Raw genomic sequence first — 17,004 nt, 5'->3', positions numbered from 1 at the left:
GGCATTCCATTCCGGTGACGGCTTGGAATGCCTTGTCGTGCTCGATTACGGCTTGGTCTTGTAGGCCGGAAGCGCCAGGGACCAGTGGATGGCGGCGCCGCGCAAGGCGAAACCGGCACCGGTCGCGATGATCCAGAGCACCGCGAGCGGCAGGCCAATGAACCATCCCACTGCGGCCAGCGTGGCAGACAGGGCCGCCGCGGTCACGTAGATCTCGTGGCGCATCAAGATCGAGGGCTGCCCGGCGATGATGTCGCGAATGATGCCGCCGACGCAGCCGGTCACGATGCCCATCAGAATGGCGGTGGCCGGCGGAAGATCGAAGCGAAGCGCTTTGACGGTGCCCAAAACGGCATAGGCGGCGAGCCCCGCGGCGTCCGCGAAGGCAAGCAGGCGCGGGCTCCACCACCGGTCGGGAGCGAACCACACGAGGAACGCCATGGCGAGGCAGATCGGCGCCGTGAACGGGTCCCGCATCCAGAACACCGGCGCGCCGATCAGGATGTCACGCACGGTTCCTCCGCCCACGCCGGTGATCAGTGCAAAGAAGGCCATAGTGACGAAGGTCTGTTTCTCGCGCGCGGCGACGATGGCCCCCGAAAGCGCGAAGATCGCGATTCCGACGATGTCGAGTATCGGCGGCATCGGCGGCATCGGCGGCAGCGATGGCATGGCTGGCGATATCACGGTGCCTCCTTTCGATTGGTACCCTGATGAGCGTGATCCGTGACTTGCGGGCTGAGCCCGGCTAACGTTTCCAGGTAGTTGAGGTCAATCACGTCGAAAGTCCCGTTTTCATGCGCAAGACCCTTATTCCGCTTCTGCTCGCGACCAGTGCTTGCACGCAGGCTCCCACTACGGTCGCCAGCGCGCCCGAGCCCTTGTCCGAATCGCCCAACGCGAGCGCCGAGGTGCCCTATGACCTCGATGCCCAACTGGCAAAGCTTGCGGTCATCGAAATGCGTCCTGAAACGAATTTTCTGAATGCGGAGCAGCGCGAGGTGGTGAACCTCCTGATCCAGGCTTCGGACCTGATGACCGAAATCTACCTGCGCCAGCGCAGCGCCGACAATCCACAGGTTCGCAAGGCAGTCGCGATGAACCGGCGCGCCGACCGCGACAAGCTGGTCGAGATGTTCGACCGCAATCTCGGGCCCTGGGACGAAATGGCCGACCTCCATCCCTTCTGGGGGACGACGGCGATGCCGGATGGGGCGGGCTTTTATCCGACCGATCTGACGCGCGCCGAATTCGAGGCCTATCTGGCGGCTCATCCCGACCAGAAGGACGCGCTGACGAGCTGGTACACGGTCGTGCGTCGCGATGGCGACAAGCTGGAGGCCGTGCCCTATTCGGTAGCCTATCGCGAATGGCTGGAGCCGGCCGCCAAGCTGCTCGAACAAGCCGCGGCGAAGACCAGCAACGCCAGCCTCAAGAAGTTCCTTTCACTCCGCGCGAAGGCCTTTCGGACCGATGACTATTACGAGAGCGAGCTGGCCTGGATGGACTTGTCCGGCACGCCGATCGAAGTCGCGATCGGGCCTTACGAGGTCTACACCGACCGTCTGATGGGCACCAAGACCGCGTTCGAAAGCTTCGTCACTTTGAAGGACCCCGAGGAGTCCGCCGCGCTGGCGAAGTACAAGAACTACTTGCGCGACATGGAAGGCAACCTGCCGATCGACGACGCCTACAAGAACTTCAACCGCGGCTTCGAAAGCCCGATCGCGGTCGCCGAACAAGTTCATGGCGGGGGCGACAACATTCCCGGGTCGCAGACCATCGCCTTCAACCTGCCCAACGACGAGCGCGTGCGCGAAGCGAAGGGGGCAAAGAAGGTGATCCTCTCCAACGTGCTCGGTGCCAAGTACGAGCGTATTCTCGAACCGATGGCGCAGCACGTGCTTGAGCCGGCGCAGGCCGGTCTGGTCGCGAAGAAATACATGCAGCTCGAAACGCTGTTCCACGAATTGTCGCACAGCCTCGGGCCCGGTTCGATCACGGTCGACGGACGCGAAACGACCGTGAACGCCGAACTCAAGGACCAGTATTCCGCGTTGGAGGAATCCAAGGCCGATGTAGCGGGCGTCTGGAACATCCTGTTCCTGATGGAAAAGGGCGAACTGCCGATTTCCGAGCGGCCGCAATTGCTGGCCACCTATCTCACCGGGATCTTCCGGTCGGTCCGTTTCGGCGCGGTCGAGGCGCATGGCTTGGGCGCTGCCGTGCAATATGGCTATTTGCGCGACAAGGGCGCGTTCCGCTGGGATGCTTCGGCAGGGCGCTATATCATCGACGAAGCAAAAATGATCGCGGGCCTGCGCGATCTGCTGCACGACGAACTCATGCTGCAGGCTCGGGGCGATTACGCGGGGACCAAGGCGTTCCTCGCCAAGTGGGGCACGCTCGACGATGAAGCCAGGACGGTCATCGCTTCGATGAGCGACATTCCCGTCGATATCCGCCCGATCTATCCCGAGCGGATCTAGCGGGGAGCGCGTCGTTCAGAAGAAGACGCGCGCATAGCCGACCAGCTTTGCCCCGGTGTGCTTGTCAAGATACTCGGATGGGTCTGGCACCACACCGATGGCGGTGTCGGAGTAGCGCAGGCCAATCGCTCCGGGACCACTGACGTGTTCCGCGCCGACATACCAATCGGTGTAGTCTCCGTCCGGCCGCAGCCGTCGGGCGCGCGGGGTATCGTCGTTCGAACCGAGGGTGTGGCCTGCGCCGCCGTAGATCGTGAAGGGCGATCCGGGAATCCCGATCACGGCATCGGCGTGCAGATAGAGATTGCTGCCGCCAATCGCCTTCTGCGACGGCGCGAAGCTGGCACCAGCAGCCACTTGCAAAGGGCCGATCGACCGCGTGGCCGAGCCGTCAAGCTCGACGAAATTCAGCCCGCCTTCGCCAATGAAGACATGCCCGGTGACCCCGTACGCCAACCGCCATCCGCTCAGGTAGATCTGATGGTTAGGACTGATCGCGAGGCCAAAGTCGCTGCCCCCATGCCGCTGGCTTCCATGCAAAGTCGCAGCTTTCACGTCGATCGCGAGATCGGGCGTGATCGGCAGCGTGGCATCGAGCTGCAGCGCACTCTTGCCGCCGCTCCAGCTGATGCCGCGATCGCGCAAGTCGGTCGTCCCCTCCAGGATGACGCCGAAGCTGCGCGCCGCTTGCGCCTGAGAAGGCGCGCTGAAGTGCATGCATGCGAGGATCACGCCGAGTACGATGACCAGACACGGCGCTCGGCGAGTCGATGGGTTCGTTTGCAAGATCAATTCGTCCGGAAGTGACGTTAGCTATCAGGCGATGCCGCAGGCGCGATCAATCGACCGCAAACAACTGTTTCAAGTCTGCGAAGGCCTTCATCTCGATCGCGTTGCCGGCAGGATCGCGGAAGAACATCGTCGCCTGCTCGCGCGGTTGACCGGCAAAGCGGACGTGCGGCTCGATTTCGAACGCCACGCCGGCTTCGCGCAGACGCGATGCCAGTGCTTCCCAGGCGTCCATCTCGAGAACGATGCCGAAGTGGGGGACCGGAACGCCGTGGCCGTCGACCGGGTTGTTCGCCGCGTCTCCGGCGCCAGGGGCGAGGTGAGTCACGATCTGATGGCCGTAGAAATCGAAGTCGATCCACGTGGGCGAACTGCGTCCTTCGGGACAACCGATCACACCGCCCCAGAAGGCCCGCGCCGCGGCAAGATCATCGACCGGGAAGGCGAGGTGGAAGGGGCGCAATTGCCGCACGCGTCAGGACGCCGGCGCCGCGAGAGTGGTGTCTTTCTTCTGCAAGCGAAACCGCAGCCGCGTGACGTAAGGGACCGCGCTGCCGCTTTCGTCGCGAAAGACGTCCTGCGTTACTGTTTGGGTATTGGCGCAGACCGTTCGAGTCACGGGCGAGACTTCGTCTCCGGCATCCGGAGCGCAGCCCGTGATATGGCCTTCGGCATCGACGGCGACGATGACGTTGGCATCCAGCGTCTGCATCCCCGGGGGCAGGGCGGCGACCTCGAGAATGGCGTCGGGCTTGCGCAGCGCTGCGATCGCCGAGGCGGGGGAGGTGCCCGGCAGGAACATCTTGTAGACATCGCGCTCGACGAACCAGGCTGGCTTTCCGTCGGAAAACCGGGCCGGCCGATGGCGCTTGGCCTTGAAGATCTTGCAGATGCGCTGCGCCAGGTCGGGATCACCGGTACTGTCGATCGTCTCGCACCGGATCATGTTGCCTTGGGGTGTGACTGTCACGTCGGCCAGCACGGCCGCCGACTTCTCCATCGCGAGCGCCTTGTCCGGATAGTCGTCCAAATCGACGCTGTACTGGGGAGCCGCTAGCGCAGCCGCGGCAAGCAGGATCGAAACAGGCATGAAGTGCTCCTTGGCGAGATGCGACGAAAATAGCCGCAAATCGCCAAGCAGCCTAGTGCTTCGCGCGGGCGTGCGATCAGATGTGGATCGGCTTGCCGGTGACCGCCATCGCCGCTTCCTTGATCGCTTCCGAATGAGTCGGGTGGGCGTGGCAAGTATAGGCGATGTCTTCGCTGGTGGCGCCGAACTCCATCGCTTGGGTCGCCTGCGAGATCATCGTGCCGGCGACGGTGGCGATGCACCATACGCCGAGCACGCGGTCGGTCTCGGCATCCGCGATGATCTTCACGAAGCCATCGGGCTCGTGATTGGTCTTCGCGCGCGAGTTGGCGAGCATCGGGAACTTGCCGACTTTGACTTCGCCTTTTTCCCGGGCGGCTTCCTCGGTGAGCCCGACACCGGCGATCTCTGGCAGAGTGTAGACGACGCCGGGGATCAGGTCGTGATTCACGATGCCGGTCATCCCAGCGATATTCTCGGCCACCGCGATGCCTTCGTCCTCGGCCTTGTGCGCCAGCATCGGGCCGGGAATGACGTCGCCAATCGCCCACACGCCATCGACGCGGGTGGAGAAGTCGTGATCGGTCTCGATCTGGCCGCGCTGGTTGGTCTTGAGCCCGATCGCATCGAGGCCGAGCCCATCGGTATTGGGCCGGCGCCCGATCGAGACGAGGACGCAATCGGCCGTCAGCGTCTCGCTGTCACCGCCCTTGGACGGTTCCATCGTGAGCGTCGCCTTCTTGCCCTTCACCGACACGCCGGTGACTTTCATCCCGAGGCGAAGTTCCATGCCCTGCTTCTTGAAGATCTTCGCGGCTTCCTTGCGGATTTCGCCATCCATGCCGGGGAGCAGCTGATCGAGGAATTCCACCACGATCACTTCGGCGCCGAGTCGCCGCCAGACCGAGCCGAGTTCCAGCCCGATCACGCCACCACCGATCACGACCATTTTCTTTGGCACGGCAGGCAATTCGAGAGCGCCGGTGGAATCGACGACGATTCCCTTGGCGTTATCGATTTCGACATTGGCCAGCGGCGTCACTGTCGAGCCCGTGGCGATCACCACGTTCTTGGCGGTCACGGTCTTGTCGCCCACCTTCACCGTGTGCGCGTCTTGGAACTTGGCGAAACCGTTCAGCCAATCGACCTTGTTCTTCTTGAACAGGAAGGCGACGCCGCCGGTGAGCTGCTTCACCGCGTCGCGACGCTGCGCATGCATCGTCTCGAGATCGAGTTCGGGCGTCACCTTGATGCCCATCTTGGCCATCGCGCCATTGGCGGCCGCATCGAAGTATTCGGTGGCGTGCAGCATTGCCTTGGAAGGAATGCAACCGACGTTGAGGCACGTGCCACCCAGCGTCTCACGGCTCTCCGCGCAAGCCGTCTTCAGCCCGAGCTGCGCCGCGCGGATCGCCGCGACATAGCCGCCGGGGCCAGCACCGATGACAAGAACGTCGTAGTCGTATTCAGCCATTCTTGGCTCCAGCTTCCTGTTTCGTCATCCTCGCGAGGGCGGGGATCCATCTCCCGGGTTTGCGCATCCGGTCAAGTCTGGAGATGGGTTCCCGCTGTCGCGGGAATGACGGTTGATTGGTGATCGCGAATGTACGGTTACAGGTCAATCAGCAGCCGCGTGGGATCCTCGATCGCTTCCTTGATGATCTTCAATGCGGTCACCGCTTCGCGACCGTCGATCAGGCGGTGGTCGTAAGACAGCGCGATGTACATCATCGGCCGGATCACGACTTCGCCGTTCACCGCGACGGGCCGATCCTCGATCCGGTGCAGGCCAAGCACGGCGGACTGCGGCGGGTTGATGATCGGGGTCGACATCAGCGATCCGAAGACGCCGCCGTTGGAGATAGTGAAGGTGCCGCCCTTCATGTCGTCCATGGTCAGCGTGCCGTCCTTGGCCTTCTTGCCATATTCCGCGATCGACTTCTCAATTCCCGCGAACGACAGCTTGTCGCAATCGCGGACCACGGGAACGACGAGGCCGTTGGGCGCCGACACCGCGACCGAGATATCGACGTAATCGTGATAGACGATTTCCTCGCCCTCGATGTAGGCGTTGGCCGATGGCACGTCCTTAAGCGCCAGGACCGAAGCCTTGGCGAAGAAGCTCATGAAGCCGAGGCGGATGCCGTGCTTCTTCTCGAACACGTCCTTGTATTTCGTGCGCGCCTCGATGACGGCCGTCATGTCGACATCGTTGAACGTCGTCAGCAGCGCGGCGGTGTCCTGAGCGGACTTGAGCCGGCGGGCGATCGTCTGGCGCAGGCGCGTCATCTTGACGCGCTCTTCGCGGCGTTCCCCGGTGGCCGAGGGGGCAGGGGCGGGTGTGCTGGTGGAAGCCGGCGTGGGCTCCGCAGTCTTCGCCTTGGCGGCGGCGATCACGTCTTCCTTGGTGATCCGTCCGTCCTTGCCGGTGCCGGTCACTTTGGCGGGATCGATCCCGTGTTCGAGCACCGCGCGGCGTACCGCGGGCGACAGCACCACAGCGGTATCGTCCGACGGGGCAGGGGCCGGAGAAGGCGACGGCGTCGGCGCTGGTGCCGGATCGCTATCCTTGCTGTCCGACTTGGCGGCGGGCTTGGCGGCGGGCGCGCCGCTGCCTTCCTCGATCGTCGCGATCACCGCATCGACGCCGACGGTATCGCCCTCGGCGAATTTGAGTTCGCCCATGACACCGCCCTGGGGGGCCAGCACGTCCACCGCGACCTTGTCGGTCTCGAGACTGGCGATGGCTTCATCTGCGGCCACTGCTTCGCCGGGTTGCTTGAGCCACTGGCCAATCGTGGCCTCGGACACCGATTCCCCGAGTGTGGGGACCTTGACTTCAGTCGACATGGTTTACTTCAAGCCTTCTGCTTGCGCCGGATTTCGGAACGGACGGAAAGGCCAAGCGCGTCCGCAACCAGTGCGGCTTGTTCGGCGGCATGGCGCTTGGCAAGACCGGTCGCGGGCGACGCCGCGGCGTTGCGACCGGCATACCGAACGCGCCCGATCTCAATGCCCGCCTGCTCGGCGGCTTCTTCGATTTGGGAGCCGACAAAGAACCAGGCGCCGTTGTTGCGCGGCTCTTCCTGACACCAGACGATATCCTCGAGATTCTTCATCCGCGAGAGGCGGAGCGCGAGCGGCTCGCCCGGGAACGGATACAACTGCTCGAGGCGGATGATCTGAACATCGTCGATCTCGGCGGCATCGCGTGCTTCCATGAGATCGTAAGCGACTTTGCCCGAGCACAGGATGACGCGGCGCGTGTCCTCGTCTTTGGCCGGTTTCACGTCCGACAGGATCCGGAAGAAGTGCCCTTCGCCGACGAAAGCGTCCTGGTTCGATTTCGCCATGGGATGGCGCAGCAGCGACTTCGGCGTCATGATGACGAGCGGCTTGCGGAACGGGCGGTGCATCTGCCGGCGCAGCACGTGGAAGTAATTGGCCGGGCTGGTGATGTTGCAGACCTGGATGTTGTCCTGCGCGCAGAGCTGAAGAAACCGCTCGAGACGCGCCGAGGAATGCTCCGGGCCTTGACCCTCGTAGCCATGCGGCAGCAAGAGCACGAGGCCGTTCGCGCGCAGCCACTTGGCTTCGGCGGCGGCGATGTACTGATCGATGATGATCTGGGCACCGTTGGCGAAGTCGCCGAACTGCGCTTCCCACAGCACCAGCGTCTTGGGATCGGCGCTGGCATAGCCATATTCGAATCCGAGCACGCCGTATTCGGACAGCGTCGAATCGAGCACTTCGAACCGCCCGTGCGGGACGCTGTTCAAAGGCACATACTTGTGCTCGTCGGTCTGGTCGATCCAGGCGGCGTGGCGCTGGCTGAACGTGCCGCGGCCCGAATCCTGACCCGACAGGCGCACGTTGTAGCCTTCCGAAACGAGGCTGCCGAACGCGAGCGCTTCGGCGGTCGCCCAGTCAAATCCGTCGGCATTCTTGAACATCTCGCGCTTGGCATCGAGCACGCGGTTCAAGGTGCGGTGGATCTTGAGGTCGTCGGGCACTGTGGTCAGCGTGCGGCCGAGGCTGTCGAACAGCTTCTGTTCGATGCCGGTCTGGATATTGCGACGCGCGCTTTCGGGATCGACCGGCTTGTTGAAGCCGCTCCAGTGCCCGCCGAACCAGTCGGCCTCGTTGGCCTTGTAGCTCTGGGATGCCTCGAACTGTTCTTCGAGGTATTCGACGAACTTCGCCTCCGTATCGGCGACGAAACCCGGCTCGATCACGCCTTCGTCCGCGAGCCGGGCGCCGTAGATCGCGCTGACGGCGGGATGCTTGCGGATCTTGTCGTACATCAAGGGCTGGGTGAAACTGGGCTCGTCGCCTTCGTTGTGGCCGAAGCGGCGATAGCACCACATGTCGATGACGATGTCGCGGCCGAACGTCTGGCGATAATCGATCGCGAGCTTGCAGCAGAAAGTCACGGCCGCCGGATCGTCGCCGTTGACGTGCAGGATCGGGGCCTGGACGCCCTTGGCGACGTCGGACGGATAGGGCGAGTTGCGCGCGAAGTTCGGCGTCGTGGTGAAGCCGATCTGGTTGTTGATCACGAAGTGGATGCAACCGCCGGTGTTATAGCCGCGCACGCCCGAAAGGCCGAAGCACTCCCAAACAATGCCTTGCCCCGCGAAAGCCGCATCGCCGTGGATCAGCACGGGCAGCACTTCCTTGTGAAGCGCACCTTCGCCGATGTCGGTGCCAATGTCGTCGCGCAGCGTCTGATAGGCGCGCACTTTGCCCAGCACCACCGGATCGACCGTCTCGAGGTGAGAAGGGTTGGGCATCAGGCTCATGTGAACCTTGGTCCCGTCGAACTCGCGGTCGGTCGAGGTGCCGAGGTGGTATTTCACGTCGCCCGATCCGCCGACGTCTTCGGGATTGGCGGTGCCGCCCGAGAATTCGTGGAAGATCACCTTGTACGGCTTGCCCATCACGTTCGCGAGGACGTTGAGGCGGCCACGGTGGGCCATGCCGTAGACGATTTCGCGAACGCCCAGCTGTCCGCCGTACTTGATCACCGATTCGAGCGCCGGAATCATCGACTCCCCGCCGTCGAGGCCGAACCGCTTGGTGCCGACGTACTTCTTGCCGAGGAACTTTTCGTACTGCTCGCCGCGGATCACAGCGGACAGGATCGCCTTCTTGCCGTTCGGCGTGAATTCGATCTCCTTGTCGGCGCCTTCCATGCGTTCCTGCAGGAAGCGGCGCTCTTCGACATCGGCGATGTGCATGTATTCGAGGCCGACGACGCCGCAGTAGTTGAGCCGCAGGATTTCCACGAGCTCACGAACGGTCGTCCATTCGAGACCAAGATTGCCGCCGATGAACACCGGGCGATCGAGCGCCGCTCCGGTAAAGCCATGGTATTCGGGGGTCAGGTCGCGCGGCAGTTCGCGGCTCGTCAGCCCGAGCGGATCGAGCTGCGCACCGAGGTGGCCGCGGACGCGGTAGGTGCGGATCAGCATCATCGCGCGGATCGAATCCGCGGCGGCTTCTTCGATCCGGCTTTCGTCGAGCGGGATGCCCGCCTTCTTGGCCGAACCGGTGATGTCCAGCTTGAGCGCCGTCGGATCGAGCGCCTGAGTCAGATCGTCTTCGAACGCGCCGCCGACTTGCGGCCAGTTGCCGCGCTGCCAGCTCGGACCCGGCTGGGGTTCGTCGGGGACAAAATCAAGATTTTCGTTGCCCATGGTCACGACCTTTCCGCGCCGCATCGCAGCGCAAATCGAGCAGATTGCCGACGGGCTTCAGACCATCGTACTACGATAAGGCCGGAGTCCGTCCGATTGTTTCGCCCCCGCGAAATACTATCAGGCAACTTCTTTCAGCAAACCTTCCAGAGTCACGCCCAGTTCCGAAGGCGAAGGCGAGACGCGGATGCCTGCCTCTTCCATCGCCGCGATCTTGTCTTCGGCGCCGCCCTGGCCGCCCGACACGATCGCACCGGCGTGACCCATGCGGCGTCCCGGAGGCGCCGTAAGGCCGGCGATGAAGCCGACCATTGGCTTCTTCCGGCCGCGCTTGGCTTCGTCCTTGAGGAACTGCGCCGCTTCTTCCTCGGCCGAACCGCCGATTTCACCGATCATGATGATCGACTTGGTCTCGTCGTCGGCCAGGAACAGCTCGAGCACGTCGATGAAGTTGGTGCCGTTGACCGGGTCGCCGCCGATGCCGACCGCAGTGGTCTGGCCAAGGCCCGCATTGGTGGTCTGGAACACGGCTTCATAGGTGAGGGTGCCCGAACGCGAGACCACGCCGACCGAACCCTTCGAGAAGATGTTGCCGGGCATGATGCCGATCTTGCACTCGTCCGGCGTGAGCACGCCGGGGCAGTTCGGCCCGATCACGCGCGACTTCGATCCCGTAAGGGCGCGCTTCACCGGGATCATGTCGAGCACCGGAATGCCCTCGGTGATGCAGATGATCAGCTCGATCTCGGCATCGATCGCTTCCAGGATCGCATCCGCCGCGCCCGCGGGGGGAACGTAGACGCAAGAAGCGGTCGCGCCGGTCGCGGCCTTGGCTTCGTGGACCGAGTTGAACTGCGGCAGACCGAGGTGCTCGGTGCCGCCTTTGCCGGGCGTGACACCCGCGACCATCTGCGTGCCGTAGTCGAGCGCGGCCTGCGTGTGGAAGCTGCCGGTCGAACCGGTCATGCCCTGGGTGATGACCTTGGTATTCTTGTTTACGAGGATCGACATGTTTTGGCTGTCCTGTTCCTGTCCTGGGGAGCTGCCTATCGAGGCAGGCTAACACGTGGGAGCGTCGGTGGCTGCAAACCCTATTTGGTCGCAACCGCCCGACCGCTGCAATCAGGCGAGGCTGTCGTCGATGCCCTTGCAGGCTGCGACCAGTTCCTTGACCGAGTCGATCGAAACCTGGAGGCCGGACTTGGCGGTCTCGTTCAGTTCGATCTCGATCACTTCCTCGACGCCGCCGGCGCCGATCTTCACCGGGACGCCAACGTAGAGATCGTCGACGCCGTACTGGCCGGTGAGGTGGGCGGCGCAAGGCAGGATACGCTTCTGGTCGAGAAGATAGCTTTCGGCCATGCTGATCGCCGAAGCGGCAGGCGCGTAGAACGCCGAACCAGTCTTGAGCAGACCGACGATCTCGCCGCCGCCACCTGCGGTACGCTTGACGATCGCGTCGATCTTTTCCTGCGTGGAGCGGCCCATCTTGATGAGATCGGGAACGGGGATGCCTTTAACGGTCGAATACTCGACGATCGGCACCATCGTATCGCCGTGGCCGCCAAGCACGAAGCTGGTGACGTCGCGCACCGAGACGCCGAATTCCCAGGCGAGGAAGGTCGAGAAGCGCGCCGAGTCGAGCACGCCCGCCATGCCGACCACCTTGTTGTGCGGCAGACCGGAGAACTCGCGCAGCGCCCAGACCATCGCGTCGAGCGGGTTGGTGATGCAGATCACGAACGCGTCGGGGCAGTTATTCTTGATGCCTTCGCCGACCGACTTCATCACCTTGAGATTGATGCCGAGCAGGTCGTCGCGGCTCATGCCGGGCTTGCGCGGCACGCCGGCGGTGACGATCACCACATCCGCGCCTGCGATGTCCGCATAGTCGTTGGTGCCGGTGATAGAGGCATCGAAGCCTTCCACCGGGCCGCACTGTGACAGATCGAGTGCTTTGCCCTGGGGAATACCTTCGGCAATATCGAAAAGGACGATGTCGCCCAATTCCTTCTTCGCCGCGAGGTGGGCGAGGGTACCGCCAATGTTGCCGGCGCCGATTAGGGCGATCTTCTTTCGAGCCATGGTTCGAATCGGTCCTTCACGCTTGGCGGGAAAGTCGTTGCCCATGGCCCCGTGCCGTCCCGCGGCAGGCAGGCGCCGTTCGTCTCGCGGGGTGCCCTAAGCGGGATTCCAAGGCATTGCAACCAAGAAACCACCCACCTTTGGACAGGCATGTCGTTATAATTGCTAATTATTCGCATTAGTAAATAAGCAGCCGTGCGACTTCGGTGTCGTTCGGTCGCTAGCTTTGCGATGAAGACTTGCGGGCCGCCTTGCGCGACAGGCTCGCGGCCATTCTCCGGTCGAAAGTCCGGCAGATCTCCAGCCACTTTCGGAACGAGGGTTCGTCCCGATCCATCATCGCTTCCACCGCTTCGCGCTGGACCGCATCCGGTGCCGAGAGACCATGGCGCGCGAAATAGCGCAGAGCCGTCTTTAGCGTCGACGAATACTCGGTGTCGAAATCATTATCGTTGGCAGCGGAAAGATTGGCTGTCGTGGGTCTCCATGGAAGGTTGCGAAATCGCCGCCGGTTCCTCGCCATGGCAAATCGAATGGTCATGCTGCTTTGCGCCCCGTCTCTTTTCGTACGAATTGTCGTTATGAGACAGAGGGTAAGCGCAGCCGGCCTAAGCCTTGATGCAAAATTTTGGTTGCCGATGCGTTCACTATTTCACACGCAACGCAATCAGGATGTGGGGCTGGAAATCCACTTGCCGCTGTTGCGGTATTTTTCGCGAATGGCCGTTGCTTCCGGCAAGTTTCCCGCCTTGTAGCGGGCATCGCCGCCGGCTTCGCGTTGTTGCGCGGTGTAGCGCGGCGGCTCGGTCGCGGGGGGCGGCACAGTCTCCGGAGTGGCTTTTGCGATCGGGGCTGGCTCGGGCTCAGTGGCGGCAAAGGCATTCTGCACGCCGATCGGATCGAGCGCCTTTGCTTCGGCAAGCGTGGCGACACTGTCATCCCGGCGGTGCGGGGCCGCAATTGGCTCGCCACCAAAATAGGCAAAGCGGAATGCACCGGGCGCGCCGGCACCGCCGCGGAAGCTGTAGAAGCGGTGCGCGCCGATCGTGCTGAGGTAGTGCAGGCTGGGCGCCCAATAAGGATGGACCTGGACGGTGTGGTAATGCGTCGCGAGCCCTACGGGCGCGAACACCGCTCCTGCCAGCGCCGCATCGGCGACCGCGCGGGCACGGTACCAGAACATCGGGGAGGGCTTGCGCGCCAGGGAGCCGTCACAGGTAAACGAGAATTGGCAGCCCGTCGTCCGTTCGGAGCCTTGATAGACCACACCGCACACGGTGTTGGGATAAGCGGCATGCGCGACGCGGTTGAGGACGACCTGGGCGACTGCCCGTTGGCCGGCATCGGCTTCGCTGGCCGCTTCGTAATAGATCGCCGCGGTCAGGCACTGTTCGGCCCGGCGGCGATCGACCCCGCTGTTGTCTACGCGCATGGCCCGCGCGATGGGCCCGGTCAGGCTATCGCTATCGGAAGAGGTGGGTTCGGCATCGGAATGAATGCCTTCGCCGAGCTTTACCACCGGCTCTTCCAGCTCGAGATAGTAGAAGGCGGAACCCGGAAAGCTGCTTCCGGCCTGCTCGAAGGGCATTGGCTGCACGTCCGAATTGGCATTCACCGCATCGCCGATATTGAAGCGATCCCAGTCTTGCGGGGCGGCGAAGGCCGGAAGCGCGACCGCTCCGGCCAGAGCCAGCGCCCACGTGGGACGGGGGCGACCGGCCTGACGAACCCCGCGACCACGACCGCGCGCAAACCGCGCGGAAAAGTCGCGCGGCCTCGGTTCGTGGTCGTAGTCGGTCGTCTCGGTCATTGCATCCTTATCGGGCTGGGCGGCAGGCACTGCCGGTATCGCAAGCGCTTCCGAGGCGCAGCAGCGGAATCCCGAGCGTGTCGAAGCGGCACAACATGACGATATAGGATGAACGGGTTAACAAGATCGTGCGCACGCGTGTCCAGGCAACCCCGGCGCTGATTGGGCCCTAAGTCGAGCGGGTGTGAATCCATTCCAGGAGCGCGCCCATGCAGTCCCTCCCAAGTTGCGCGCAGCGCTCCGGGCTCCAGCCCTGCCTGGGATCCGGCGTGGCATCGTGATCCTTGAACGGCATTTCGAGCGTCATCGACACACAGCCGAAGCGTTCGGCAAGCTGATTGGTCGACATCGCGAGATTGCCCTTGCCTGGCGATGCTGCCGGATAGCCGAGCCGGGTCTGGAAATCGGGCGTTCGCCGGTCGAGGATGGTGCGATACAGCGCATAGCCTTCCGATTGCTCGGCCTTAAGCGACGGGATGCCCTCGAACCCGGCCAGGAAATTGCCGGGAATCGCTTCGTCGCCATGTACGTCCATGGCAAAATCGACGCCGGTGGCATCCATGGCATCCCGGATCGCGAGCACTTCGGGCGATCTCTCCGCGGACGGTTCGCCCCATTCGCGGTTGAGGTTCGTCCCGATGGCGTTGGTGCGCAAGTGTCCGCGCACCGAACCGTCGGGATTGCAATTGGGCACGAGGTGCAACCGGCACAGCCGCCGCAATTCACGTCCGACGCTCGATGCCGGATCGCACAGCAGGTCGAGCGCGCCTTCCATCCACCATTCGGCCATCGATTCCCCCGGATGCTGGCGCGCGTAGAGCCAGATCTGCAGAGGCCCGGTTCCCATCTCGATTGCGTCGATCGGTCGCCCGTCCAGCGACATGCCCAAGCAGCGATAATCCACGTCCGGTTGCGTAGCCGAGCGCGAAATGAGATCGTGATGCCGCTCGAGAGAATAGGGCGCAAAATACGCGAACCAGGCGATGTCGCTCGTCGGGGTGTAGCGGATCGTCAGAGTGCCGCCATCGGTCTTGTCGTCCCAGTGCGTGTCGGTTCGGCCCCAATAGATCCGATCCTCCGACACGCAAGCGCGGTAGTTGGGCCAGCCCATCGGATAGGCAGAGCCGTTTAGCCCGGTGATCCGCAAGGTCATTTCGCGACCCTTGGCTCCCGCGACGCGGAAGTGGAACCACTGGAAGAAGTCCGACCCCTCATCCTTGCGGATCGCCAGAATCGCGCTCTGCTCGTCGGTGGAAAGAACTTCGATGTTGCCGGAATCGAACGCGGAAGAAATGTGCAGCACTGTCATTCGACGTAGATAGTTTCCCCGGACTGGCCCGGAAAGGCCTTGAACAGCGCTTCGGCCAGACGGCTTGCGCCGAGCGAGGTTTCCGCCATGGGGGAATCGGCTTTGACCATGAAGCGCGAACGTCCCTCCCAGATGGCTTGCCCGCTGACCCGGTCGCGGATGGTCACGCGCATTTCGGTTTCGACCTGCTCCGGTGGCGGACCCGACAAGTCGATGCCCACTCCGACCCCGACGCCCGAGCCGAAGCCGCCGGTCCCGCCGCCGATCCCGACCGAGACCGGGCCACGTCGGCGCTGCGGGCTCAGCATGGCGCGACTGATGCCGAGCTCTGCGATCTGTCCTCCCGGTACGTCCGCGGGTGCATAACCGATCCGCTGCAGTTCGCGGCGCACGGCTGCGGCGTAGGTCGCGAATTCGATGCTCGCGCCGTCTTCTCCGGGCGCCGCGACCACGGTGATCGGACCACTGGCGCGGGATTGCGCCTCAGGCAGATGAAAGCGCGTGACCTCCACCGGGCCGACGGGCGCGACGCAGGCCGATGTCAGAAGCAGGGCCGAAACGCTTGCGATCTTGATGATGGACTTCATATATTCCTCTCCGCGCCAGGGGGCAGGGCGGCGTTTCGCTCAGTCTGGAACCGCGCGTCGCACGATGCAAGCAGCAGCGAAGGCAGCGGGTGAGTGCTTGACTTACCCACCATTGCCGCGTACCCGCGCGCCTTCGAATTTCCGGCGGTCGGAACCGCCAAAAGAGACGAGACCCACAATGAAGATTCGTAACAGCCTCAAGTCGCTCAAGGGCCGCCATCGCGACAATCGCGTGATCCGCCGTCGTGGCCGCACGTACGTGATCAACAAGACCAATCGCCGCTTCAAGGCTCGCCAGGGCTGATCGTACGTCGTTCCCGTTCGGCGGGAACACCTGGCGGACGGTCTGCGATTGCGACAGCGTGAAGGCCCCCGCCCAATTGCGGGGGCTTTTGTCGTGTCCGAAGTGAATTCATCGCAGCGCATCGAGGCGGTCGTCTTCGACGTGGGGCGCGTGCTGATCCGGTGGGATTTGCGCGCGCTTTACGCCAAGCTGATTCCCGATCCCGAGCGGCTCGAATGGTTCCTGGCGCACGTCGTCACGGAAGCCTGGCATGCCGAGCACGATGCCGGACGCGATCTCGCGGAGATGGTGGCGGCGCGCAAGCTGCAGTTTCCCGATTGCGCCGATCTGATCGACGCCTATGCGACGCGGTTCCTCGAATCCATCCCCGGCCCGGTGCAGGGCACGCATGAACTGGTGCGCCGGCTCGATGCGCGCGGGGTGCCGCTTTACGCAATCACCAACTTCGCGAGCCCCTTCTGGGCCGAATTCCGACCGACCGATCCGGTGTTCGATCGGTTTCGCGACATCGTCGTATCCGGGGAAGAGAAAGTCGCGAAGCCCGCAGCGCGTATTTTCGAGATCGCCGTGGACCGGTTCGGTCTCGCGCCCGGCGCGATGCTGTTCATCGACGACAATCACGACAACATCGTGGCGGCACGGACCCTGGGCTGGAACGTCCATCACTTCCACAATGCGGACCAGCTCGAGGATGATCTCGTAGCTCGCGGGCTGCTCTGAACCATAGCGTATCGTAAACGCCGCTGCGTGCCGGCGGGCGGCCCCGGACACGACTTCCAGTCTTTTTTCGCGGATGCAGCGCAACCCGCTTGGCAAGGCCGTGCACATTGTGCACTTATAGC

16 protein-coding genes are annotated in these 17,004 nt (G+C 63.4%); 3 read left to right on the top strand and 13 right to left on the bottom strand.

The genetic code is table 11. The annotated features are described in order from the left end of the window. Nucleotides 1-45: 45 nt before the first annotated feature. Nucleotides 46-654, bottom strand: a complete 609-nt coding sequence (locus GQO94_RS11535) for a trimeric intracellular cation channel family protein (protein WP_408636624.1) — start codon at nucleotides 652-654, stop codon at nucleotides 46-48. Between the two features lie 143 nt (nucleotides 655-797). Between GQO94_RS11535 and GQO94_RS11530 the strand changes: the two genes are divergently transcribed. After that, a complete protein-coding gene (locus GQO94_RS11530; protein WP_156841578.1) occupies nucleotides 798-2,489 on the top strand; it encodes a dipeptidyl-peptidase 3 family protein in 1,692 nt (563 codons plus the stop codon). 15 nt (nucleotides 2,490-2,504) lie between these two features. Here the strand turns inward: GQO94_RS11530 and GQO94_RS11525 are convergent, their stop codons facing one another. From GQO94_RS11525 to GQO94_RS11470, 12 genes are all read right to left on the bottom strand, one after another. Further along, entirely contained in the window at nucleotides 2,505-3,275 is a 771-nt protein-coding gene (locus GQO94_RS11525) for a TorF family putative porin (RefSeq protein ID WP_156841576.1), read from the bottom strand. 52 nt (nucleotides 3,276-3,327) lie between these two features. Next, a complete protein-coding gene (locus GQO94_RS11520) occupies nucleotides 3,328-3,750 on the bottom strand; it encodes a VOC family protein (RefSeq protein WP_156841574.1) in 423 nt (140 codons plus the stop codon). Nucleotides 3,751-3,753: 3 nt separating this feature from the next. Beyond that, a complete protein-coding gene (locus GQO94_RS11515) occupies nucleotides 3,754-4,368 on the bottom strand; it encodes an energy transducer TonB (protein ID WP_156841572.1) in 615 nt (204 codons plus the stop codon). 76 nt (nucleotides 4,369-4,444) lie between these two features. Further along, complete coding sequence (gene lpdA, locus GQO94_RS11510; protein WP_156841570.1) at nucleotides 4,445-5,842, bottom strand: dihydrolipoyl dehydrogenase; 1,398 nt, start codon at nucleotides 5,840-5,842, stop codon at nucleotides 4,445-4,447. Nucleotides 5,843-5,979: 137 nt separating this feature from the next. After that, on the bottom strand, nucleotides 5,980-7,218 hold the full coding sequence (gene odhB, locus GQO94_RS11505; protein ID WP_156841568.1) for a 2-oxoglutarate dehydrogenase complex dihydrolipoyllysine-residue succinyltransferase: 1,239 nt from the start codon (nucleotides 7,216-7,218) through the stop codon (nucleotides 5,980-5,982). An 8-nt stretch (nucleotides 7,219-7,226) separates the two neighbouring features. Then, a complete protein-coding gene (locus tag GQO94_RS11500) occupies nucleotides 7,227-10,067 on the bottom strand; it encodes a 2-oxoglutarate dehydrogenase E1 component (RefSeq protein ID WP_156841566.1) in 2,841 nt (946 codons plus the stop codon). Between the two features lie 120 nt (nucleotides 10,068-10,187). After that, a complete protein-coding gene (sucD, locus tag GQO94_RS11495; RefSeq protein WP_156841564.1) occupies nucleotides 10,188-11,078 on the bottom strand; it encodes a succinate--CoA ligase subunit alpha in 891 nt (296 codons plus the stop codon). Between the two features lie 111 nt (nucleotides 11,079-11,189). Further along, nucleotides 11,190-12,152 carry a malate dehydrogenase gene (gene mdh, locus GQO94_RS11490; protein WP_156841562.1) on the bottom strand — a complete coding sequence of 321 codons (963 nt, stop codon included), beginning with the start codon at nucleotides 12,150-12,152 and terminating at the stop codon, nucleotides 11,190-11,192. 220 nt (nucleotides 12,153-12,372) lie between these two features. After that, a complete protein-coding gene (locus GQO94_RS20800) occupies nucleotides 12,373-12,693 on the bottom strand; it encodes a hypothetical protein (RefSeq protein WP_198045929.1) in 321 nt (106 codons plus the stop codon). Between the two features lie 126 nt (nucleotides 12,694-12,819). Beyond that, nucleotides 12,820-13,962: a cell wall hydrolase gene (locus GQO94_RS11480; RefSeq protein ID WP_156841560.1), complete on the bottom strand. Its 1,143-nt coding sequence runs from the start codon at nucleotides 13,960-13,962 to the stop codon at nucleotides 12,820-12,822. A 169-nt stretch (nucleotides 13,963-14,131) separates the two neighbouring features. Further along, a complete protein-coding gene (locus GQO94_RS11475; protein ID WP_156841558.1) occupies nucleotides 14,132-15,271 on the bottom strand; it encodes a M14 family metallopeptidase in 1,140 nt (379 codons plus the stop codon). Beyond that, on the bottom strand, nucleotides 15,268-15,858 hold the full coding sequence (locus GQO94_RS11470) for a DUF4136 domain-containing protein (protein ID WP_156841538.1): 591 nt from the start codon (nucleotides 15,856-15,858) through the stop codon (nucleotides 15,268-15,270). Before GQO94_RS11470 ends, GQO94_RS11475 begins: the two co-directional genes overlap by 4 nt. A gap of 178 nt (nucleotides 15,859-16,036) precedes the next feature. On the opposite strand from GQO94_RS11470, the gene ykgO reads away from it, so the two are divergent. Beyond that, a complete protein-coding gene (ykgO, locus tag GQO94_RS11465) occupies nucleotides 16,037-16,162 on the top strand; it encodes a type B 50S ribosomal protein L36 (RefSeq protein ID WP_004210176.1) in 126 nt (41 codons plus the stop codon). Nucleotides 16,163-16,255: 93 nt separating this feature from the next. Beyond that, nucleotides 16,256-16,882 (top strand): HAD family hydrolase, encoded by a 627-nt coding sequence (locus GQO94_RS11460; protein ID WP_408636620.1) that lies wholly within the window; start codon nucleotides 16,256-16,258, stop codon nucleotides 16,880-16,882. Nucleotides 16,883-17,004 lie beyond the last annotated feature (122 nt).

Origin of the sequence: Novosphingobium aquimarinum, assembly GCF_009746585.1 — a bacterium.
Taxonomy (GTDB): Bacteria; Pseudomonadota; Alphaproteobacteria; order Sphingomonadales; family Sphingomonadaceae; genus Novosphingobium; species Novosphingobium aquimarinum.
The sequence above is the reverse complement of the archived record's forward strand: the minus strand, read 5'-3'. Positions and strand labels throughout refer to the sequence as shown.